We start from the raw sequence: 20,444 nt of genomic DNA on the forward strand, positions 1-20,444 counted from the left end.
GCTAAAATAAAGGTCAGTGTCGCCCAATCCTCCCTAATTGTTACTTAGAAAGTATTACACAGAAAGGAAGGGAAGTTCCTATACCTATAGCGATGGCATCCGCTTATGACGTATCCATGCTCTCAGCTCGACTCAACTCAATCTCATCTCAACTCTACTCTACTCAACTATGCTTCTTCACATCATACCCGCAAATAGACGATGCGTCAACACCCGAACGGAGGCAGACGGCATCTCCCTCACTCTCTCCCGTACGGGAACGCTGATTCCCGGGGACGCTTCTCCGCTATGAAGTAGATAAGTCCGGACGCAGCTGGGAGGCCTCATTCAAGTACACGTGACGGATCTCCCGCTGCGATTTGTCTGTATTGACGGTTACCATCAAGCGGATGCACAGCGGCAGGCTCCCCGCGACGGGCACCTCCACGGCGCACATTAACGGCACCCACTCCCAGCCCGGCATCGCGCGAATGGCCTGTGCCGGGAAGGAAGCGTTCAGATCCTGAGTCATCGTAATCCATATGCTGACGATGTCCTCCGGAACGATCTGATTCTCTGCCACGATATGTTCAAGCAAGACGGTCGTCTCGCGCCGTATTTCATCCGCATCATTGCGCTCGACGGTGGTCGCTCCGCGTATTCCCCTTGCATACATGCTTATGTCGTCTCCCCTTTCAACTCTTCGATGATGTTCCGCACCAGTTCGACGGGCACATCGCGCCGAATCTCTACTTTGCCGATAGCTGTCGGGAGCACGAATACCGTCCGGCCTTCCTTGAACTTCTTGTCATGCATCATCGCATCCAGAATCGCCTCAGTCGAATAGCCGGCCGGAATCGATACAGGCAGTCCGAACTGGCGCATCAATGATTCCGTGCGCGCTGCGACATCGGCGGCCGCTCCTATCCGCTCCGCCAGACGGGCCGAGCCGACCATTCCGATCGCGATCGCTTCGCCGTGCATCAGCTCGCCATAGCCGGCAACCGCCTCCAGGGCATGGCCGATCGTATGGCCCAGATTCAGAATCGCCCGCAATCCGTTCTCGCGCTCGTCCTGGGATACGACGGCGGTCTTGACGGCGCAGCCTTGCGCCAAGCCATAGGCCAACGCTTCCTCATCCTTGGCCAGCAGCTTCCCGGCATTGGCTTCGCACCAATCGACGAAGCCGGCGTCCCAGATCAAGCCGTGCTTCACCATCTCAGCCAGACCGGAACGGACATCCCGATCAGGCAGCGATTGCAGGGTCGCCGTATCATAGAGCACGAACTCCGGTTGATGGAAGGCGCCGATGATGTTTTTGGCCAGCGGATGATTCACCGCAACCTTGCCGCCGACGCTGCTGTCATGCGCCAGAATCGTGGTCGGCACCTGGATGAACCGGATGCCGCGCATATACGAGGCCGCCACGAAGCCGGCCAGATCGCCAACGACGCCGCCGCCCAGCGCGACGACCGTGGACATGCGATCGCAGCCCGCCTCCAGCGCGGCGCGGATGCAGTCCTCGAAGACGGCCAGCGATTTCGATTGTTCCCCTGGCGGTACGGTAAGCGAAGCGGTACGGTAACCGGCCGCGTGCAGCGACTGCTCGGCTAGATTCAGATAACGGCGGCCGACATGCTCATCGGTAATAATGAGAACCGGGCTTCCCGCAGGGATGCCCGCTTGCCGGCTCGCCTCGCCAAGCTGTCCCAGCAGTCCGCTTCCGATCCAGATAGGGTAAGAGCGTTCGCCAAGATCGACTCTCAGTTCTACGGCTTGCATCGCTTCCTTGTTCTCCATGACGCTCCCTCCTAGTACCGGGCCACTTGCTGCAAGTATTGCTCGTAGTTGGCGCGAATCTCCTCCATCGAATCTCCGCCGAATTTCTCCAGGAACGCCTTCGCGACCTCCCAAGCGACGACATGCTCCAATACGACGCTGGCCGCAGGCACGGCACAAGCATCGGAACGCTCCACTTGAGCCGTGAAAGCTTCCTTCGTATCGATATCTACGCTCCGCAACGGTTTATACAAGGTCGGAATCGGCTTCATTACGCCGCGAACGACGATCGGCATCCCGTTCGTCATGCCGCCCTCGAAGCCGCCGAGCCGGTTGGAAGCGCGCGTATAGCCCTTCTCTTCGTCGTAGAGGATCTCGTCATGCACCTGCGACCCGCGCAGTCGTCCGGCTTCGAAGCCGATGCCGATCTCGACGCCTTTGAACGCGTTGATAGACATAACCGCCTGCGCGATGCGCCCATCCAGCTTGCGATCATATTGCACATGGCTTCCCAGTCCGACAGGGATGCCTTCGACGATGCACTCCACGATGCCGCCGATCGAGTCGCCCTCTGCCTTAATCTGATCGATATAGGCCTCCATCGCCTGCTCTGTCGCGGAATCGACGACCCGAACCGAAGACTGTTCGGTCCGTTCAATCATCTCATCCAGCGGGAGAGAATGCGGAGGCGCCTCGATCTCCCCGATGCGGATGACTTGTCCGCCTATCTTGATGCCGAACGCTTCTAACAGCTGACGGGCGACAGCGCCTACCGCGACGCGGGCCGCCGTCTCGCGCGCGCTGGAGCGCTCCAGCACATTGCGCAGATCGGTCAATTGATACTTCAAGCCGCCGTTCAGATCCGCATGTCCCGGACGGGGACGATGGACCCGGCGCTTTTCTTCGTCCGAGCCTTCAATCGGCTCCACGTTCATAATATTCCGCCAATGCTTCCAGTCCTTATTCTCGACTACCAACGCGATAGGAGCTCCGGTCGTATAACCATGACGCACCCCGCCGACGATTGCGGCCGTATCCGTCTCGATCTGCATCCGCCGTCCGCGGCCATACCCTTTCTGCCGGCGTTGAAGCTGAAAGTTCAACTGTTCAAAGTCAATCGCCAGGTTGCTGGGCATCCCTTCAACGATGGCGGTCAATTGCGGTCCGTGGGTCTCTCCTGCTGTCAAATAACGTAGACTCACCGTTGCTCCCCCTTTAAGCTGTATTGCTGTAAATGGCTAAAATCCTTAACTCTTTTGCTCATTATAGTATAGGAGGCAACGTTTGACAAGAAAACAAAAACACGCTCTGAAGGCCTTATGCCGCCAAGAGCGTGTCATGACTATGTGCACATATATCGCGGGCCGCTATCCGGCAGCGGGACGCCAAGAACCGGAACAGGTCTTCGGCTCCGCTATCTCCATAGAGAGGCGCGCTTCGAGGCCGCACGCACAGGAGCAGGAACCGTTCCCGCACGCTCCTCCTCCGCCAACAAAGGGAGCCAGTTTTTCAATGTCACTTCCACCCCAATGATTTGGGCGCATTCGTGGATCGTTAATTCTCCTCGCTGGTAAGCCGCGATGACCGTCCTCTTGTCCATTCTTGTTGGTCGTCCCTCCGTCCTCGTAGTCATCCTAGAGGATGTTCATACCGTCTACGTAAGTCTAGTATCGGAAGAAGGGATGCGGATTATACGCTAGATGCCATTTTGCGGTAAAAGAACGTCTCTATCGTCTCCAGCCCGTATTGGCCCGGATTGAAAATCTGTTCCGTGCTTCCTACGAATAGAACCCCGCCCGGTTTCAGCGCATCGGCGAATTTGCGGTACAGCTGGAATTTGGCTTCCTCCGTGAAATAAATCATGACATTGCGGCAAATGATCAAATCCAGCGAGGTATCGAACGTGTCTTCCAGCAGATTCTGCTTCCGGAACCGAATCGCGCTCTTCAATGACTCGATAATCCGGTATCCTTCCGGCGCCTGCTGAAAATATTTCTGCCGGTACAGATCCGGCACATCCTTCAGTGAACGTTCTACATAGCATGCTTCCTTCGCCTTCATCAATACGTTCTCGTCAATGTCGGTGGCGGTAATCTGAGAGCGCTGCATCAGGCCCGACTCATTCAAGATCATGGCCAGCGTGTACGGCTCCTCTCCGGTAGAGCAAGCAGCGCTCCAGCAGCGCAGCTGCTTCGTATTGGCCGCCAATGCCGGCAGCACGCTGTCTCTCAGGGTGACCCAACGATTCGGGTTACGCCAAAATTCGGAGACATTAATCGTCATCCGATCCAAAAATTCATTCAGCAAATCCGGGTTCTGCCGGATCGCTTCGAAGAAGCTGCGGAATGTCGTATATCCGTTCTTCATGCGCAGCGTCGTCAACCGCCGCTTCATTTGCGCTTCCTTGTACTGCAGCAGATCAATGCCCGTCAGGCGCTTGACCTCCACCATGAATTGCCGGTAATCCTCATCCTCATGCCCCGCTGCTGCGGAAGAGGCTCCGCCTTCGGTTGTCGATTGACCGAAAGGATAGGACGATAGGGCAGGCTGCCGCTTCGATTCATGCATCATTATTCACTCTCCACCACTTCATCATAGGAGCCGTTCTTCACAACAGCAAAGAACACGGCTGAACAGTTTCCTATTCGCCGTGTTCCGATGCTTTTCCTGCTTTATGTAAGCTCTTTCATAAATAAGTCCGAAAATGCAGGAGAATCTTTGAAGTGCGGGCTATGATCAGATCCAGCTCTCCAGCGCGCGATCATAGCTGATAATGTCGCTATCAGCGAATAGATTCGCGATCTCTCTGGCAGCGCTTTCTTGCGAATCGGAACCATGCACCAGATTGAGCGGGGTGTGGGACGCATAGTCGCCGCGAATCGTTCCCGGCTGCGCCTCTCCTACCTTCGTCTTGCCAATCATCAAGCGCGACAAGCTGATAATCTCATCACCTTCCCAGATCATAGCGAACACGGGACCAGAAGTAATGAAATCAACCAATTCGCCAAAAAACGGCTTTTCAGCATGTTCGGCATAATGGTGTTCGGCTTGTTCGCGCGTAATCATCATTAATTTCCCGGATACAAGCTTCCATCCTTTGCGTTCAAAGCGGCTTACGATTTCTCCGATGAGACCTCTTTGCACGCCGTCAGGTTTGACCATGATGAATGTGCGTTCCATAGGTTCACTCCTCAATTATTGTGAAAGTAGTCCAGCGAACCAAGTATACCAAATATTTCATCATTGCGCACCTTGACTTTTTGAATCCAGATTAATGGGATCGATTGGCAATAAAATAGGCGATATCCCGCAGGTTTTTGCGCGCACGGATATCAGGCAGCTGCTCGAGGGCCTGAATCGCTTTGTTAATGTAGCGTTCAGCGAGCTGCTCCGCGCGCCGGATGCCTGCGCTATCCCGAATATTATGTAAAATCGAAGATACATCCGTATGTCCGTTCATGGACCGGATGTGCTCAATATCGCGCAGCAGCGCCTGCCGGCGTCCGGTCTCTTCCAGCGCATAAATGACAGGCAGCGTCAAATTGCCCTGCCGGATGTCATTGCCCGGAGGCTTCCCCAGCTGCGCTTCGGTCCCGGTCAAATCCAGCACGTCATCGCGAATCTGGAACGCCATCCCGACATTGTAGCCGAACCGGTACAGCTGGCGGCCGATGGCGGCCGTAGCCCCGGAAGCGATAGCTCCCAACTGGCAGCTGATCGCGATCAGAAGCGCCGTCTTGCGGCGGATTCGCAGCAGGTACTGCCGCTCGGATTGGGACGTATTGAAGAAATCCCGGATCTGCTCCATTTCCCCGATGCACATTTGAACCATCGCTTTCGACAGAATGCGGTGAATTTGCGGTTCCTGCAGCTCGGTGGCCAGCACCAGCGCCTGCCCATAGATGTAGTCTCCGGTATACATCGCAACCCGGTTGTCCCATTTTGCTTTGACGGTCAGCTGTCCCCGCCGCATATCGGCATCGTCAATGACGTCGTCGTGAACGAGCGAGGCCATATGAATCAGCTCCAGAGGGACGGCTACATATTTGAGTCTCTCCAGATCATAGGTTCCGAATTTCCCGGCCAAGAGAACGAAGACCGGACGGATGCGCTTGCCGCCAGCCTTGAGAAGCTGCAGCGAAGCGTCATTCAGCGTCCGGAGATCGGTTGCGATCGATCGTTCCAGTTGCTTCTCGATATACGATACATCCTGCTTCATTGTCGCGTAAATGTCCCACAATTTCATGCCTTCACCTAACCAACCGTATTTTCCGACCAGAGTTCAAGCCGAACTTCATGATCAATAAGCCCTAACTCGTACGCGTATTGGAAATAGCGCTGAAGCCCTTCCTGCTGCGGACGATCGAAATCGTAATTCAAATTGGTAAAATAATTCATCCAGTAGTCGACCGTGCCGCCGATCGTGCGTACGGCCTCCTGCGCCAACGGGCGCGGATCGAGGAGACTCTTCCGCTTGCTGGCTTCGAACGCCTCCATAATAATCCTGATATCGTCGCCATGATGGCGGATGACGTCCCGATTGACCGCCCATACCGCGAAGGTCATCCAATGCCCGGTCCATTGGCGCCACAGCTCGCCGAGATCGATCACTTCATATCCGGGGTTCTTCCAGGAAGCCCGGATGGCGTGATCGCCAATAAGAACGGCGCCGTCCGCTTCAGCCATCATCGCGTCCAGATCCGGATCCATCGGAATGTAGTCCGGGCGGGCATGATAGAACTTCGCGGCGATAATCTTGAATAGATTGGTCGACGTAGCCGACGTGGTCGTCAAAGCGATCTTGCCCCGAAGCGCTTCCTCCAGCGGCTTCTTCAAAAAGAGAAAGATGGAATTGACGCGGCCGTGCGCGCTGACCGACAAATTCGGGAACAGCGTATATTGCTCGGAGGAAATGCCGTAAGCAAACGCCGAAATCGGCCCCATATCAATCCTGCCTTCACGCATTGCTTGATTCAGCCCGGCAGGAACGGCCGGGATCATGTCCAACATAGCCCGGGTGTTCTTCGGCTCAAAATGATAAAAGATCGGCCATACGTTCGTATAATCGATACGGCCGATGCGAATATGGGACGGGTTATTGTTCACGTCTTGCTGCAGTACCATCAGGTTCCCCCCACCTTCTAAACAATTGATGCTCGATATCGAGTGTGTCCAGCACCTTCCCGACCAGGAAGTTCACGATGTCATCCAACGTCTTCGGATGATAATAGAACGCCGGCATCGCAGGCACGATGCGCACGCCCATATGTGCGAGCTTGAGCATATTTTCCAGATGGATCGCATGCATCGGCGTCTCGCGCGGCACAATGATGAGCGGGCGCCCTTCCTTCATCATCACATCGGCTGCCCGTCCCATCAGGTTGTCCGAAGAGCCGTGGGCCAAGGATGACAGCGTCCCCATGGAACAAGGCATGATGATCATTCCTTGGACACGGTAAGAGCCGCTCGCGATAGTGGCCCCGATATCCTGGATCGGATGGTACACGATGCGGCCGGCTTGTTCTCCGAACGCCCGCTCGATGGCCTCCTGGCGCCGGGTGACTTCCCAACCCAGTTCTTCCTTCAGCACCCGCCATCCGGCATCCGAGACGAGCAAATGCACAATGCAGCCAGCTTGCAACAGGCATTCCGCGAGCCGGATGCCGTAAATCGCTCCGCTTGCCCCGGTAATGCCGACGACATAACGCTTGTCCGCCGCTGTCATGGGCCCAGCACCACCAAATCCAGCAAAGTGAAGGCGAATACGACAATGCTCAAAATGCCGTTCAGCGTAAAGAATGCGGTGTTCGTCCGGCTCAGATCATACGGCTTGACCAGCATATGCTCATAAATGAGCAAGCCGGAAGCAATCACGGTGCCGATAATATACCACCAGCTCAATTGAGTGACGAACAGCAGCAGCAGGAATCCGATCGCGGTGACAATGTGAAACCCGCGCGCTATCCACAATGCCTTCGCAATGCCGAACCGGACGGGAATCGATTTCAAGCCTTCCTTGCGATCGAATTCATAATCCTGGCAGGCATAGATGACATCAAAGCCTGTCGTCCAGCAAGCCACCGTCAAATAAAAAATAATAGAAGTCCAGTTGATCTCATTCGTGACCGCAACCCAGCCCCCTAGCGGAGCCAAAGCGATCGTCAAGCCGAGAATAAAGTGGCACAGCCATGTAAAGCGCTTCGTGAATGAATAAATGACAAGCATAAAGACGGCAATAGGCAATAAATAAACAGCCAGAGGCTGCAGATTGGCCGCTGCCCAGAACAGCAGTCCGAACGATACGGCGGTGAATAATATCACTTCTCCTGCCTTGAGCAGGCCGGCCGGAATGGCGCGGTTGGCCGTGCGCGGGTTTTTGGCGTCAATGGCGGCATCAATGAGCCGGTTCAAGGCCATCGCCGCGCTTCGCGCTCCGACCATAGCCATCAGAATCCATCCCCATTCGGCTAGCGTAGGGAAGCGGTTATCCATGACCATGGCGCCTAAGATTGCGCCCATGAACGCAAACGGAAGCGCGAATAACGTATGTTCGATTTTTATCATTTCTAGGAAAATACGCACTTTTTTAAACATGTCCATTCCCCTTCGTGCCGATGTGCAGCGCGGCAATTCCTCCCGTTAGCGGCTTTGCCTCCACTTGCTCCAGGCCGGCGGCGCAGAACATGTCGGCCAGTTCCTGACGTCCCGGGAACGAAGCCAACGATTCCGGCAGCCATTTGTACTGCTCGTAGCGCTTGGCAATCAATTTCCCCTGCAACGGAAGCAGCCGTTCGAAATAAAAATAGTACAGCCCCTTAAAAGGCTGCCATGTCGGCTTGCTCAACTCCAGGCAGACGACCCGCCCCCCGGGCTTGACCACTCTCCGCATCTCCCGAATCACCTGATCATAGTCAGGAACATTGCGGAGCCCGAAGCCGATTGTCACATAATCGAAGCTGTCATCCGGGAACGGGAGATCCATCGCATTGCCTTCAACAAGCCGGATCTGATCCTGCAAGCCCAATTTTTCTATTTTGCGCTGCCCGACGGACAGCATGTTCGGACTGAAGTCCAGACCGGTCATCTGCCCCGTGCGGCTCGCCTGCGCCAGCTGGATGGTCCAGTCGCATGTCCCGCAGCATAAGTCGAGCGCGGTCTCTCCGGGCTGAACATTCATCCGGCGCATCGTATAATTCCGCCACGCTTTATGACGCCGGAAGCTCATAATATCGTTCATGATATCGTATTTATGAGCAATGTTCTCGAACACATCATGCACATATTTTTCTTTGGACTTCCCCGTTTTTGGAGAATGTGTCTCCATGTTATGCGTCACCTTGCCCTTCACCTCAATCCGGTATGTTAGCTGCGTTGAGCCGCAGCGTTGGTCGGAGAAGACGTCAGCACGAGCGGGCTAAGCAATTGGACAACCCGTCCGGTCGTTCCGGCGTCCAGCGGCATCGCGGACGTAATGCTCTGCAGCTTGTCCTGAATGACCCGAATCTGGTACGCCAGCTGCTGCCTCACTTCATACTTCGCCATCATCGCGCTCCAGAACGCGGTATCGTAGGCGCGCTGCTTCATTTTCCTTCTCTCTTCTTCCGTGCCTTGCTGCCACACATGCCAATAAGACCAGCTGCCTTCGAAGCGCTGGAACTGCTCGGAGCGTTCCTGCTCCTGCTTCATCACTTCCAACTCGGCGACCTGGTCGAGCAGTTGCTCCCATAAGCTTACGTCCTGGGAAGCCATACGATGGTTGAACGACTGGAACAGCGTCTTGCGCAGAGATACGCATGCACGCAAATATTCCTCCGCCGTCATCGCCCACAGCTTCATCTTCTCGCTCGTGGCCACCTTGAGCTGATTGACGGCGCAGACCGCCTGGCTCAGCGACCGAATGGCATCGACTTGTCCCGCATGGGCGAGCAGATGATAGAAGCGGCTGCTGAAATAATCTCCCGCCAGCACCTTGAGCTGCCGGGAACGCAGATTGCGATCGCTCTCATCCTTGGTCGCCATCTCAATCATGTCGTGGGTATCCAGGCCCACTTGCACGAGCGAAGTTACCAGCGCAATCAGTTCGCTGTGCTCCGCCCCCTTCTTGCTGCGGTTTAAAAAGGCGAACATCAGCTCCACCCGCGTATGTGGGAACGCAGGCAGGTCAGTGTACGCCTGTATCATGTCATGTTCTACGTACCGTTTTGCCAATTGCGAAATGTGGTTTACTTCCATTATGAGTCCTCCGACAATAAGCGGTTAGTCATCCTGGCAGGATGTCGCAATCTAAATCATTATATCATAGGTTCCATATGAACGGGCACATTTTCTTGTTGTGCCGCCGAACCAGGCAGGTCTCCTATCTGTCTCCGGGAAAAGTCCGATCCCATAGCGGCGTATAAATAAAGCGGAGCGCCTGTTCCGTATCGGGTGAGACGACGCCGGCGCGAACAGCCTTCAAGCGTTCCGGAGTCGCTTCCGGCTTGCGCGCGTCCAGCGACAGCAGAACGTAATTTTTTTTCAAGCGCTCATCCTGTATGACGATCCGCAGCAGCAGCCGGTTCACATTGTCCGTTCGTGTGAAGCTGTGCTGCAGCAGCTCATAGATGTCATGATAGATCGCATCCGGCCTCGCGATGGTGGAGGCGACTTTCATGTCAATCGTCAGTCCGTCTCCGTTCCATGCCGCCCGGCTCAGTCTGAGCTGCAGCGGAATATCGGATAAATAGTCGACCAGCCGCGCCTCAGTGACGGTGACAATCTGCGGTGATGCCGTTACGGCAGCCGCCTCCTGCGGCTTGTTCCCGTCCGCGCGTTGCGCAGCGGTCAGCCAGCCAAGCCCCGCCATCAGCAGGATGGTCGCCATCGCCGTCAGCATGGCCGGCCGCCATCGTTGAACCCGGTTCATTATACCCGCTCCCCTACTGTACATGTTGAAGACATCCGCTGGGAATCCCTATCCCCAGTCTCGACCCATAAGAGGATGTCCATACCTCATCATACAGTGAAATTGCGCGGGGTATGACTGCAATTCCGCAGCAGATCCGCCGCGGGACATTACCGGGCGCCGCAAAAAAACCGCCCCGCAGCATGGCGGAGCAGCTCGCCTTAATCCGTATCGGTATGAATCTCGCCATGCTTCGTCAGGATGACGGCCTTGCCGCGCACCTTGACCGCGGACGTATGATCGGTGAACTGCGCAATCAGCACTTCATTCCTATCCAGCTTCTCGATATGATGGAAGCGGGTATCCTGGCCCCGTGTCAATCCGAATACTTGCACGCCTTGATCCTTGGCCTTGATAACGATATAGTCGGTCTGGTTCTCCAACAGAACTCCCTCCTCTTCTCTCGCTATTATAACATGGTTGCGCCGCTTGCCCATACCCCGTCTCGAACGCCCGGACACGTCTTCCCCGACAAGAGAAAAGCCGCGACGGAATCCCGTCGCGGCTTCACTGAGCTCGCGTTCCCCATAGTCACTAGAGTATGTAAGTTCACTTATTTGATGCCGTCTTTAAGTGCTTTACCCGGTTTGAACGCAGGGATCTTGCTCGCAGGAATTTCGATTTCTTCACCCGTTTGCGGGTTCCGTCCTTTGCGGGCGGAGCGCTCGCGCACTTCGAAGTTGCCGAAGCCTACCAATTGGACCTTGTCACCGTTCTGCAGCGCGTTCGAAATGGCTTCGAAGACGGCGTCTACCACTTTCGTCACGTCTTTCTTGGACAATTCCGTGGACTCTGCAACCTCGGTAATCAATTCGGATTTGTTCATTTTCAATTCACCTCCCGATGAAATATGTCTTGTTATCCCTTTTTTCACTGTTTCCTATGAAAATATACATCATCAACCCTAAAAACGTCAGATACAGCTTGGTTCTGCCGTCTTTCATGGTCGAGGAACAAATTTATAGTAATATACCGCTATCACAAATGCAAGGGGGTAAAATCAGCCCCGCGCCGTGAAATAAACAAAAATAGCCCAATCCGCCCCCTGTTCCCGAGAGAACAAGGAGCGCCTGAGCTATGCTCCGTATCCGGTATGAATGTTCCGTCAGAGGATGATGGCAATCAAGCCGCCTGACCCTTCGTTGATAATGCGCCCCAGCGTCTCCTGCAGCTTGTAGCGCGCATTGTCCGGCATCATGGCGATCTTGCCCTGAATGCCCTCCCTGACGATCGAATGCAGGGAACGGCCGAAGATATCCGATTCCCAGATCTTCGTCGGGTCGTTCTCGAAGTCCTGCATCAGGTAACGCATCAATTCCTCGCTCTGCCTTTCCGTCCCGATAATCGGCGCGAATTCGGATTCGACATCGACTCGAATCATATGAATAGACGGGGCCGTCGCCTTCAGCCGCACCCCGAAGCGGGATCCTTGGCGGATAAGCTCCGGCTCGTCGAGAGCCATCTCGCTCAACGTCGGAGCCGCGATGCCGTAGCCCGTCGTCTTCACCATCTCCAGCGCATCGGCGAACCGGTCATATTCCCGCTTCGCATGGGAGAATTCCTGCATCAGTTGGAGCAAATGATCCTTGCCCCGAATTTCAACGCCGACGACCTCCATCAAAATCTGGTCATACAGCTCATCCGGCGCGTACAAGTCGATTTCGGCAACGCCTTGCCCCATATCCATCCCGCTAAGTCCGGCGCGGGCGATGAATTCATAATCCATGAACTGCTGCACGACGCGGTCGACATCGCGCAGCCGGCGGATATCTTTGACTGTATCGCGAACCGAGCTCTCATAGCTGCTGCGCAGCCAGTGGTTGTCATGAAGCACCATGACCCAGCTCGGCAGATTGACATTGACTTCATGAACCGGGAATTCGTACAGTACTTCCCGCAGTACGCCCATCACGTCATCTTCGCTCATCGTCGCGACGCTAAGAGCCATCACCGGAATGTCGTACTTCTCCTGCAGCTCGTTGCGCAGCGCGACGGTCTCTTCACTCTTCGGCCGCGTCGAGTTGATGACGAGCACGAACGGCTTGCCGACTTCCTTCAGCTCATTGATAACCCGCTCTTCGGAGTCGACATACGAATAGCGCGGAATCTCGGCGATCGTACCGTCGGTCGTAACGACAACACCCAGGGTGGAATGCTCCTGAATGACCTTCCGCGTGCCGATCTCCGCCGCCTCCTGGAACGGTATCGGATCTTCGAACCACGGCGTATTGATCATCCGCGGTCCGTTCTCGTCTTCATAGCCTTTTGCGCCTTCCACGGCGTAACCGACGCAATCCACCAGGCGGACGTTCACGTCCAGTCCTTCCGCGACCTTAATCTGAACCGCATTATTCGGCACGAACTTCGGTTCCGTCGTCATAATCGTCTTGCCCGCAGCGCTCTGCGGCAGTTCGTCGACAGCACGAATGCGGTCGGATTCATTTGTAATATTCGGAAGAACGACCGTCTCCATGAAGCGCTTGATAAAAGTCGATTTCCCCGTGCGGACCGCACCGACGACCCCGAGGTAAATATCCCCGCCGGTACGCTCGGCAATGTCCTTAAAGATGTCCACTTTTTCCAATGATATCCCCTCCTCAAAATGTTCCGACGGACAAGAGGCTTTCGTCCGCCTCTCGTCCTTCTGAAACGATTGGCACCGTTGCTAGGATTGAGCTGTTGCCGTTGTCGCCAGTGTTCTCCGCCGAGACTTCACGTTGTACAAGGGCATTGCGACGCAACTCGTACATGTTTTTGGACTAGTACCATCTTATTTCGCATCTCTCGCAAATATGACCCCTAATAGCAACATTTTTCTTCGCCGGGCGCACTCACGCCTTCCAAATCAGTTATATGAAAGTCATAGAAAAGTATGACAACGCAAACAAGACCGTACGGAAAAATTCCATACGGTCTTGCTATTGGCCACGCGCTTGCCGGCGCATGGATTACGATTCGGCTTCCGCTTGCGGCCACGGAGCCCCGTCCTTCCATATGTATGGGACGGATTTGACCGGAACATAGAATGATTTCTCGGTCAGCAGCGGGCGCAGGTCGGCTCCATCCTCCGCGGGCGGCTTGTCCCCTGCCTCGATGACCTGCATCAGCTCCATCGCGTAATCGGCGTAGACGTGTCCCTGTTCATCCATCATAAGCGCCAACGGTTCTCCGCTGAACGGATTTCTCACGCCCGACGGCTTGAGACCGGCGGCTGCTTCATCGATGCGATAAAAGCCGGGGTAGGCCTCCTCCTTCGAAGGCAGGCGTCCCTGCTTGCGCTTGTAAGAATCGACGGCACGGGCGGCATCGTTCACATATTGCGCCACCGCCAAATCCATGATGCGGACCTTGGGCTCCGTTTCTTCGTCGATAATGAGATAGGAGCCGCTGCCGCCCGCCTCGAACGCACTGGCCGGTGCGGCGCTCAGCTTGCCGCTGTGCTTCAGCGCCTCGAAGTCAACCCGGAACTTCTCATAGCGCGGAACATCCTCTTCGCTGTTCTGTATCGGGAGCAGCCCGGTGTCCTTCCCATATTCATCCACCGCGCTCTGCACGAGCAGCACGCCTTCGCGGGCGGACTGCTGGTTCTCCTTCCGCAATTCCTTCGGATACATGCATCCTTGCAGCAGCGCCAGCAATAGGGCGGTTACCGCCACGATGCCGGCCCTTCGATTTCGGTTCACAATCATTCCCTCCAGCCTGTGTCTATTAGAGGTTGTTCAAAAAGTCCGCTTTTGATCACGAATGAATATCTATTATTAAGCTTGCTACCACAACGTGTCCTCGCCGCGCTGTTCCTCCAGCTTGCGGCGCACAAGCGCTTTCAACGGATCTTCCGGCACCTCGACCGTTACGCTTCCCGCGCTGCCGCTCAGCCGGACCTGGCATGCCAGGCGAGGGCCCAGCGTCTCCTCCATCCCCATCTTCCGCACCTCAGGCGGCGTCGGCGCCGTTACGGCATGCGCATCGCCGGACACGTTCACCTTGCACAGGAGGCAGCCCGCTTTGCCTCCGCAGCGCGTTCGCACGGCAACTCCGGCTTGACGGGCGGCCGCCAGTATCGTCGTCGGCCGGACGATATCAATGACTTTGCCGGCCGGCATAAATGTCACGCGTGTTCCCACAGCGCTCCTCCTTTTGACTGCAGCCTTCTCGGTGCTGATAACCGGTCTTTGGAACACCCATTTCTATTCTTCCTCCCCTTCCCGATCGATTCGGCTCGGGATGATGCCGGCCATCACCTGCGGACAGAGCGCGCACAGCCGCTCCGCGAAGCGCGAGCTGGCCTGGCAGCGGTTCCATACGGCCCGCATCGCCGCGACATGCTGGTCCGGCTCCCGATTCATGACGCGCACGATGGCCTGTGTGCGATCCTCCCGCTCCCGCAGCAGGTTGAAGACCAACTCATGCGCCAGCGGCATCAACCGGATATTATGGCGCCCGAGTATATGCTCCGGCCCGACGGGCCACAGCCCTTCGACAATCACCGTCTCATAGCGGCATTCCGGCGTCGTGACCTTGAAGCTCCCGACCAGCTCGGCCGTAACCCGCTCATGGCAGTAATGGCTTAACAACGAGCGGTAGCGGTCAGTGAAGCTCCATTCCGGCTTATCCGTCGACCAGACGCCCCAAGCGCGGTGCAGCGAACCCGCCTCCGCTTCATCCGCATACATATCGATGTCGCGCGGTTCGCGGTCGATATCGACGCCTTGCAGGACCAAGCCGCAGCTTCCGCCCAGCATCCAGGGCAGCGTCCCCGGCGGGCAGGCCTCCGTCAAAAGGCAGATACAATTCTCAAGCGACTGAGACAATGAATGTTCGTTCATGCGGCGTGCTCCATTTCTTCTGTGAATCTTGACGCGGCGGGGAGGGCGGTAAGCCCTTCCGCGACACACGTGCAAATGATGAATGCCCGTAATGATGGACAGCGCCAATAGACGCAGCTGCTCATCAAAAATACGGCTTATGTATCGCTTCTACCTGACCGTCCTTCACCACCGCCGTCTGACAAGCGAGACGGTAGCCTTGATGGAATTCCTCCTCGTCCATCCGGTTCCATTCCGCATCGGTGACATCGCCCAGGTTGTCGTAGCCCGAGATAATCTGACAGCGGCAGCGGGCGCAGGTCCCCCGCGTGCAGGAAAAGGCCCAGTCCACCTCGGCCTGAATAGCGGCTTCAAGCAGTGTTGTTCCGACCGGCACCGTCACGGTAGCCTCTCGTTCACGTCCCCGTACCTTAATGTCTGCCATAACCGGTTGCTCCTCCTAAATATGCGTGTTGTGATTACATAATGGAAATCAGGCCATACAGCATGCCGGCCAATAACATAATGAATGCGACCAACGATAGAATGCCTTTAACCCAACCCTTGGTCTTCGTTCTGGCGAACATGATTAAAAAGGCGGAAAAAGCCATCAGGCCGATTCCGATAAATGATACCCACATCTTCGTCATACCATCCATAGTCTCTGATTCTCCCATTCCTCACAAACTGCTCCCATTATACCATTCGTACCCTCATAAGAAAACGAAAGTGGACAATTCATAGATCTTCCCAACCAATAGAAAAAGCAGCGCAAGCATCCGCTCACGCTGCCGGCCGGGTCGGGACGGTAACCGTTACTTCTTCATCATCATTTTCATCAACGCTTCCATGTTGTTCGGATTCATGCCGCTCTTCTTCACGGCGCTGACAATATCATTTATCGTAGATTCCGTCACGGGAAGCTTAGCAACCGAAGCGACCTGCTTGATAAGCTGGCGCAGTTGGGTCTCGCTCTGAAGCGTGGAAGGCTTAACCGATCCGGCAAGCTTTTTGATTTGGTTTTCGGTTATGGTTTTGCCGGCTTTTTTGTTGATCTTATTCAGGGCTTCCCTCGGGAATTTACTGTTCGCCATATACTCCCTCCTTAAGTCTGTTTACCTACAATGTATGAACAGACTTCAAGGGAGGTGAGAGATACCCCCGGATTTCCGCTCTCTTCCTTGAACGGTCAGGACCAGGCAGCCACTTCTTCGATCTCATGCTTGCGGACGCGGCCCATCAAAAATTCTACCGCCGTCTTCGCTTCCCTGCCTTCAAACAGGACGCGATACAGCTGCTCGGTAATCGGCATCTGCACCCCGTATTGCTCGGACAGCCGGTAGGCCGCCTTCGTCGTGCGGATGCCTTCGACGACCATCCCCATCCGGGACAACACGTCGTCCACGGCCATGCCTTGCCCTATCATCGAGCCTGCGCGCCAATTGCGGCTATGCTGGCTCGTACAGGTGACGACAAGGTCGCCGACGCCGGCCAGGCCCGCAAACGTGAGCGCATTGGCGCCCATCTTCGTTCCGAGGCGCGCGATTTCGGCTAATCCGCGCGTCAGCAAGGCCGCTTTGGCATTATCGCCGAAGCCGAGCCCATCGGACAGGCCCGCGCCCAACGCAATGATATTTTTCAGCGAGCCGGCCAGCTCCACGCCGAGCACATCGGGATTCGTATACACCCGGAAGAAGGTGTCATTCATGAACAAATCCTGCGCCTGCTCGGCCGTCTCCAAGCCGGCGGAAGCGACGACAACCGTCGTCGGGCATTGCAGTACCACTTCTTCCGCATGACTCGGCCCAGACAGGACCGCAATTCGCTCCAAGCCGCATTCGAGCTCCGCGGCCAATACTTCCGACATGCGGGCCAACGACTCGGTCTCGAAGCCTTTGGTCGCATGGACGATAATCATCTCATCCGTAACATACGGCTTCATCTGGCCGGCCACTTGGCGCATGGCAGAAGATGGCGCCACGACAACGCATGCCGAGGCTCCCTCCATGGCTTCCTGCATGCTGCATGTCGCCTTCAATCCAGGGTGAAGCACGACGTCCGGCAAATATTTTCCGTTGCGATGCTTCTCATTAATTTCTTCCGCTTGGTCGCAATGGCGTGTCCATAAGTACACGTCATGCCCATTTTGCGCAAGCACCTCACTGAGTGCCGTCCCCCAGCTTCCGGCGACGAGTACGGCAACTTTAGCGGACACGTGGCACCTCTCCTTTCTTCGATCCGAGGCGATTCTCCGTGCCTCTCCACAGCTTCATAATATTGCTTCGGTGACGATAGAAGGCGAACGCGCAAATAAGCAGGCTGCCCCAAAATATCGGCCAATCATAACGAAAAATCAAAATAAAGACCGGTGTCAGCAACGTGAAAATAAGCGAGCCGAGGGACACATACCGCTTCCAGACAATCGAGGCGATGGCCAGCACGCCCGCCGTGAAGGCGGGCCAAAACGCCAGCATCGCCAGCACGCCAATCGTCGTCGCGATCCCTTTGCCGCCGCGAAAACGGAAGTATACCGGCCAGTTATGACCGACGATCGCCGCGATGCCGCACCCGACCATCGACCAAGCATTATCGGTCAGCCACCATCCAAGCAGCACGGCAATAATTCCTTTGACCGCATCCAGCAGCAGCACGCAGATCGCTGGTCCCTTGCCCAGCACGCGCAGCGTATTGGTCGCGCCGGCATTGCCGCTCCCATGCTGCCGGATATCGATTCCGCGCAGCCATTTGGCGAACAGGAGGCTGAAACTGATTGAACCGATTAAGTAACTTGCCACAATGGCAATGATTGAATATACCAATTCCGATCTCCCCTAACCTTCATCGGATTTGCGGCGGGTGAACAGCCGTATCGGCGTGCCCTCGAAGTCGAACGACGTCCGGATCCGGTTCTCCAAATAGCGCTCGTAGGAGAAATGCATCAGCTCCGGATCGTTGACGAAGATAACAATCGTCGGCGGCTTCACCGCGACCTGCGTCGCATAATTAATGCGAAGTCGTCTGCCTTTATCCGTTGGCGGAGGGTTGTATGCGACCGCATCGCTGATAACATCGTTGAGCAGATGGGTCGGTATTCTCTTCGCATGGTGCTCTGCAACATGCTCGATGACCGGCAGGAGCTTGTGAAGCCGCTGCTTCGTCTTAGCGGACAGGAAGACGATAGGCGCATAAGGCATGAACAGGAAATGATCGCGAATCTTCGTCTCGAATTCATGCATCGTGCGATCGTTCTTCTCGACGACATCCCATTTATTGACGACAAACAGTACCGCCTTGCCGGCCTCATGGGCATAGCCTGCAATATGCTTGTCTTGCTCAATAATGCCTTCTTCGCCGTTGATGACGACAAGGACGACATCGGCCCGCTCGATCGCTTTCATGGAGCGCATGACGCTGTACTTCTCGGTCGTCTCGTACACCTTGCCGCGCTTGCGCATCCCGGCTGTATCGATCAGCACGAACCGCTGTCCGTCCTTCTCGAACGGAGTATCGATCGCGTCGCGCGTCGTGCCCGCAATATCGCTCACAATAACGCGGTCCTCGCCTAATATGGCATTGACGAGCGAGGATTTGCCTACGTTCGGTCTTCCGATCAGCGCGACTCGGATAACATCCTCATCATACTCTTCCTCGGTCATCTCAGGAAAACGGTTGACCACTTCATCCAACAAATCGCCAAGTCCTGTGCCGTGCGAGCCGGAGATAGGCACCGGATCCCCGAATCCAAGACTGTAAAATTCATAAACATCGTCCATGCGTTGCAAGTTGTCTACTTTGTTAATCGCAAGAACTACCGGCTTGCCGGAACGGAACAGAATCTCAGCCACTTCCTCGTCCGCCTGGGTTACGCCGCTCTTCGCTTCGCACATAAAAACAATGACATCCGCCTCTTCAATGGCCAGTTCGGCCTGCACACGGATAGAGCGGAGCATCTCGTCTTCGCCGTACACTTCAATTCCGCCCGTGTCAATAACGCTGAACGGCTTGCCATTCCATTCGCCCGTTCCGTAAATACGGTCGCGTGTCACGCCAGGCTTGTCCTCCACTATGGCCAAACGGTCGCCGATGACTCGGTTAAAAATGGTGGACTTGCCGACATTCGGCCGCCCGACAATGGCAACAACGGGTTTTGCCATGCAGTTCACTCCTCATCTCTAATGCAACATCTACACGTAGTTCATCATATCAAAAAATCAGCACCTTGGCTAACCAATTTGCAGGAGACCTGCCTAATTTGTAGCTCTCCTGTATCCGGCACCGACGATGCGCCGCAGCTCATTGCAAGCGCATCTGAATCCATTTGTGCCGGGACCATTCAATGACCGCAGACAGCAACCGGACGCTCACAAACATGACCCACCACGCATCCTGCACGGCGGCGCTGCCGAATTCTCCGGAAGAGGACATTTTCAATTGAATGAGTCCTTCGCCTGCCGTAAGTCCAAGTGTCAGCATAATCCACTGATGCGTCCATTCCCGCGAGCACAGCAGCACGATCGCGATAATCATCAGATAGGAGGCGCTGTGTACCGGGATCAGCGGGAGCGGCCAGATCGCCGACTGGGACAGCAGCGCCGTCCATAGCCAGACCGCGCCGATAAATACGATGCGCCCGGCCAAAATGAACATGACCCAGCCGGAGGCTTGCGCCTGCATGCCGGCCAGACTTCCCGCAATCATACACCACAGCAGCCATACCGGCTGAATCCCGCGTCCTTCCGATAGCAGACCGAAGCCCGCATCGTGATAGAACAGCCAGAACAGTCCGACCAGAAGCAGAACCGATCGGGCTGTTCCGGGCAGCAGCACATCCCTCCATCCCGTCGCCACCAATATGGCACAACAGAGCCACAAAATGAATGACAGCATCCCCGGCAACACATCGCTTCAACTCCGATTCCTTTTTTGCTTATTATTTG

The 20,444-nt window shown here is 55.7% G+C and carries 26 protein-coding genes; all 26 read right to left on the minus strand.

The window, feature by feature from the left end; all coding sequences use genetic code 11:
- Nucleotides 1-286: 286 nt before the first annotated feature.
- The 26 genes from aroH to FLT43_RS05465 all read right to left on the minus strand — a co-directional run bounded on the left by aroH (nt 287) and on the right by FLT43_RS05465 (nt 20,394).
- Nucleotides 287-655, minus strand: coding sequence for a chorismate mutase (aroH, locus tag FLT43_RS05340; protein WP_087441928.1), 369 nt, complete (start codon nt 653-655; stop codon nt 287-289).
- A gap of 2 nt (nt 656-657) precedes the next feature.
- On the minus strand, nt 658-1,779 hold the full coding sequence (aroB, locus tag FLT43_RS05345; protein WP_087441929.1) for a 3-dehydroquinate synthase: 1,122 nt from the start codon (nt 1,777-1,779) through the stop codon (nt 658-660).
- 11 nt (nt 1,780-1,790) lie between these two features.
- Complete coding sequence (gene aroC, locus FLT43_RS05350) at nt 1,791-2,960, minus strand: chorismate synthase (RefSeq protein WP_087441930.1); 1,170 nt, start codon at nt 2,958-2,960, stop codon at nt 1,791-1,793.
- Between the two features lie 212 nt (nt 2,961-3,172).
- Nucleotides 3,173-3,358 carry a molecular chaperone gene (locus tag FLT43_RS05355; RefSeq protein ID WP_087441931.1) on the minus strand — a complete coding sequence of 62 codons (186 nt, stop codon included), beginning with the start codon at nt 3,356-3,358 and terminating at the stop codon, nt 3,173-3,175.
- 89 nt (nt 3,359-3,447) lie between these two features.
- Nucleotides 3,448-4,329 (minus strand): CheR family methyltransferase, encoded by an 882-nt coding sequence (locus tag FLT43_RS05360; RefSeq protein ID WP_087441932.1) that lies wholly within the window; start codon nt 4,327-4,329, stop codon nt 3,448-3,450.
- A 165-nt stretch (nt 4,330-4,494) separates the two neighbouring features.
- Nucleotides 4,495-4,938, minus strand: coding sequence for a nucleoside-diphosphate kinase (ndk, locus tag FLT43_RS05365; RefSeq protein ID WP_087441933.1), 444 nt, complete (start codon nt 4,936-4,938; stop codon nt 4,495-4,497).
- Between the two features lie 91 nt (nt 4,939-5,029).
- Complete coding sequence (hepT, locus tag FLT43_RS05370; RefSeq protein WP_087441934.1) at nt 5,030-6,004, minus strand: heptaprenyl diphosphate synthase component II; 975 nt, start codon at nt 6,002-6,004, stop codon at nt 5,030-5,032.
- 8 nt (nt 6,005-6,012) lie between these two features.
- Nucleotides 6,013-6,882: a menaquinone biosynthetic enzyme MqnA/MqnD family protein gene (locus FLT43_RS05375; RefSeq protein ID WP_087441935.1), complete on the minus strand. Its 870-nt coding sequence runs from the start codon at nt 6,880-6,882 to the stop codon at nt 6,013-6,015.
- Nucleotides 6,854-7,483: a UbiX family flavin prenyltransferase gene (locus FLT43_RS05380; RefSeq protein WP_087441936.1), complete on the minus strand. Its 630-nt coding sequence runs from the start codon at nt 7,481-7,483 to the stop codon at nt 6,854-6,856. Before FLT43_RS05380 ends, FLT43_RS05375 begins: the two co-directional genes overlap by 29 nt.
- Nucleotides 7,480-8,352, minus strand: a complete 873-nt coding sequence (locus tag FLT43_RS05385; protein ID WP_087441937.1) for a UbiA-like polyprenyltransferase — start codon at nt 8,350-8,352, stop codon at nt 7,480-7,482. Before FLT43_RS05385 ends, FLT43_RS05380 begins: the two co-directional genes overlap by 4 nt.
- Nucleotides 8,345-9,082, minus strand: a complete 738-nt coding sequence (locus FLT43_RS05390; RefSeq protein ID WP_087441938.1) for a demethylmenaquinone methyltransferase — start codon at nt 9,080-9,082, stop codon at nt 8,345-8,347. Before FLT43_RS05390 ends, FLT43_RS05385 begins: the two co-directional genes overlap by 8 nt.
- A 38-nt stretch (nt 9,083-9,120) precedes the next feature.
- Nucleotides 9,121-9,990, minus strand: coding sequence for a heptaprenyl diphosphate synthase component 1 (locus tag FLT43_RS05395; RefSeq protein ID WP_087441939.1), 870 nt, complete (start codon nt 9,988-9,990; stop codon nt 9,121-9,123).
- Between the two features lie 124 nt (nt 9,991-10,114).
- Nucleotides 10,115-10,663: an ATPase gene (locus tag FLT43_RS05400; protein ID WP_087441940.1), complete on the minus strand. Its 549-nt coding sequence runs from the start codon at nt 10,661-10,663 to the stop codon at nt 10,115-10,117.
- Between the two features lie 200 nt (nt 10,664-10,863).
- Nucleotides 10,864-11,085, minus strand: a complete 222-nt coding sequence (mtrB, locus tag FLT43_RS05405) for a trp RNA-binding attenuation protein MtrB (RefSeq protein ID WP_087441941.1) — start codon at nt 11,083-11,085, stop codon at nt 10,864-10,866.
- Nucleotides 11,086-11,255: 170 nt separating this feature from the next.
- Nucleotides 11,256-11,528 carry an HU family DNA-binding protein gene (locus tag FLT43_RS05410; protein ID WP_006678894.1) on the minus strand — a complete coding sequence of 91 codons (273 nt, stop codon included), beginning with the start codon at nt 11,526-11,528 and terminating at the stop codon, nt 11,256-11,258.
- Between the two features lie 279 nt (nt 11,529-11,807).
- Complete coding sequence (spoIVA, locus tag FLT43_RS05415) at nt 11,808-13,286, minus strand: stage IV sporulation protein A (RefSeq protein ID WP_087441942.1); 1,479 nt, start codon at nt 13,284-13,286, stop codon at nt 11,808-11,810.
- 364 nt (nt 13,287-13,650) lie between these two features.
- Nucleotides 13,651-14,391, minus strand: a complete 741-nt coding sequence (locus FLT43_RS05420) for a hypothetical protein (RefSeq protein WP_087441943.1) — start codon at nt 14,389-14,391, stop codon at nt 13,651-13,653.
- 78 nt (nt 14,392-14,469) lie between these two features.
- A complete protein-coding gene (locus FLT43_RS05425) occupies nt 14,470-14,826 on the minus strand; it encodes a 2Fe-2S iron-sulfur cluster-binding protein (RefSeq protein WP_087441944.1) in 357 nt (118 codons plus the stop codon).
- A 63-nt stretch (nt 14,827-14,889) separates the two neighbouring features.
- Entirely contained in the window at nt 14,890-15,528 is a 639-nt protein-coding gene (locus tag FLT43_RS05430; protein WP_087441945.1) for a nucleotidyltransferase family protein, read from the minus strand.
- Nucleotides 15,529-15,652: 124 nt separating this feature from the next.
- Nucleotides 15,653-15,952 carry a 2Fe-2S iron-sulfur cluster-binding protein gene (locus FLT43_RS05435; RefSeq protein WP_087441946.1) on the minus strand — a complete coding sequence of 100 codons (300 nt, stop codon included), beginning with the start codon at nt 15,950-15,952 and terminating at the stop codon, nt 15,653-15,655.
- 34 nt (nt 15,953-15,986) lie between these two features.
- Nucleotides 15,987-16,166, minus strand: coding sequence for a DUF2768 family protein (locus tag FLT43_RS05440; RefSeq protein ID WP_087441947.1), 180 nt, complete (start codon nt 16,164-16,166; stop codon nt 15,987-15,989).
- A gap of 156 nt (nt 16,167-16,322) precedes the next feature.
- Nucleotides 16,323-16,601 (minus strand): stage VI sporulation protein F, encoded by a 279-nt coding sequence (locus FLT43_RS05445; RefSeq protein WP_087441948.1) that lies wholly within the window; start codon nt 16,599-16,601, stop codon nt 16,323-16,325.
- A gap of 95 nt (nt 16,602-16,696) precedes the next feature.
- Nucleotides 16,697-17,722: an NAD(P)H-dependent glycerol-3-phosphate dehydrogenase gene (locus FLT43_RS05450; RefSeq protein WP_087441949.1), complete on the minus strand. Its 1,026-nt coding sequence runs from the start codon at nt 17,720-17,722 to the stop codon at nt 16,697-16,699.
- A complete protein-coding gene (gene plsY / locus FLT43_RS05455) occupies nt 17,712-18,326 on the minus strand; it encodes a glycerol-3-phosphate 1-O-acyltransferase PlsY (RefSeq protein ID WP_087441950.1) in 615 nt (204 codons plus the stop codon). The genes FLT43_RS05450 and plsY overlap by 11 nt, the downstream gene beginning before the upstream one ends.
- 12 nt (nt 18,327-18,338) lie before the next feature.
- On the minus strand, nt 18,339-19,661 hold the full coding sequence (gene der / locus FLT43_RS05460; RefSeq protein ID WP_087441951.1) for a ribosome biogenesis GTPase Der: 1,323 nt from the start codon (nt 19,659-19,661) through the stop codon (nt 18,339-18,341).
- A 139-nt stretch (nt 19,662-19,800) separates the two neighbouring features.
- A complete protein-coding gene (locus FLT43_RS05465; RefSeq protein ID WP_244194144.1) occupies nt 19,801-20,394 on the minus strand; it encodes a permease in 594 nt (197 codons plus the stop codon).
- Between the last annotated feature and the right edge of the window lie 50 nt (nt 20,395-20,444).

The sequence above is a fragment of the Paenibacillus thiaminolyticus genome, from assembly GCF_007066085.1.
Lineage (GTDB): Bacteria > Bacillota > Bacilli > Paenibacillales > Paenibacillaceae > Paenibacillus_B > Paenibacillus_B thiaminolyticus.

Coding starts and splice junctions, on each gene's coding strand:
- FLT43_RS05390 (WP_087441938.1), bottom strand. CDS start 9,082: ATGGAGACACATTCTCCAAAAACGGGGAAGTCCAAAGAAAAATATGTG.
- FLT43_RS05395 (WP_087441939.1), bottom strand. CDS start 9,990: ATGGAAGTAAACCACATTTCGCAATTGGCAAAACGGTACGTAGAACAT.
- aroH (WP_087441928.1), bottom strand. CDS start 655: ATGTATGCAAGGGGAATACGCGGAGCGACCACCGTCGAGCGCAATGAT.
- FLT43_RS05435 (WP_087441946.1), bottom strand. CDS start 15,952: ATGGCAGACATTAAGGTACGGGGACGTGAACGAGAGGCTACCGTGACG.
- FLT43_RS05400 (WP_087441940.1), bottom strand. CDS start 10,663: ATGAACCGGGTTCAACGATGGCGGCCGGCCATGCTGACGGCGATGGCG.
- ndk (WP_087441933.1), bottom strand. CDS start 4,938: ATGGAACGCACATTCATCATGGTCAAACCTGACGGCGTGCAAAGAGGT.
- FLT43_RS05360 (WP_087441932.1), bottom strand. CDS start 4,329: ATGATGCATGAATCGAAGCGGCAGCCTGCCCTATCGTCCTATCCTTTC.
- FLT43_RS05420 (WP_087441943.1), bottom strand. CDS start 14,391: ATGATTGTGAACCGAAATCGAAGGGCCGGCATCGTGGCGGTAACCGCC.
- FLT43_RS05355 (WP_087441931.1), bottom strand. CDS start 3,358: ATGGACAAGAGGACGGTCATCGCGGCTTACCAGCGAGGAGAATTAACG.
- FLT43_RS05375 (WP_087441935.1), bottom strand. CDS start 6,882: ATGGTACTGCAGCAAGACGTGAACAATAACCCGTCCCATATTCGCATC.
- der (WP_087441951.1), bottom strand. CDS start 19,661: ATGGCAAAACCCGTTGTTGCCATTGTCGGGCGGCCGAATGTCGGCAAG.
- FLT43_RS05385 (WP_087441937.1), bottom strand. CDS start 8,352: ATGTTTAAAAAAGTGCGTATTTTCCTAGAAATGATAAAAATCGAACAT.
- FLT43_RS05380 (WP_087441936.1), bottom strand. CDS start 7,483: ATGACAGCGGCGGACAAGCGTTATGTCGTCGGCATTACCGGGGCAAGC.
- FLT43_RS05440 (WP_087441947.1), bottom strand. CDS start 16,166: ATGGATGGTATGACGAAGATGTGGGTATCATTTATCGGAATCGGCCTG.
- FLT43_RS05430 (WP_087441945.1), bottom strand. CDS start 15,528: ATGAACGAACATTCATTGTCTCAGTCGCTTGAGAATTGTATCTGCCTT.
- FLT43_RS05410 (WP_006678894.1), bottom strand. CDS start 11,528: ATGAACAAATCCGAATTGATTACCGAGGTTGCAGAGTCCACGGAATTG.
- FLT43_RS05465 (WP_244194144.1), bottom strand. CDS start 20,394: ATGCTGTCATTCATTTTGTGGCTCTGTTGTGCCATATTGGTGGCGACG.
- hepT (WP_087441934.1), bottom strand. CDS start 6,004: ATGAAATTGTGGGACATTTACGCGACAATGAAGCAGGATGTATCGTAT.
- aroB (WP_087441929.1), bottom strand. CDS start 1,779: ATGGAGAACAAGGAAGCGATGCAAGCCGTAGAACTGAGAGTCGATCTT.
- FLT43_RS05445 (WP_087441948.1), bottom strand. CDS start 16,601: ATGGCGAACAGTAAATTCCCGAGGGAAGCCCTGAATAAGATCAACAAA.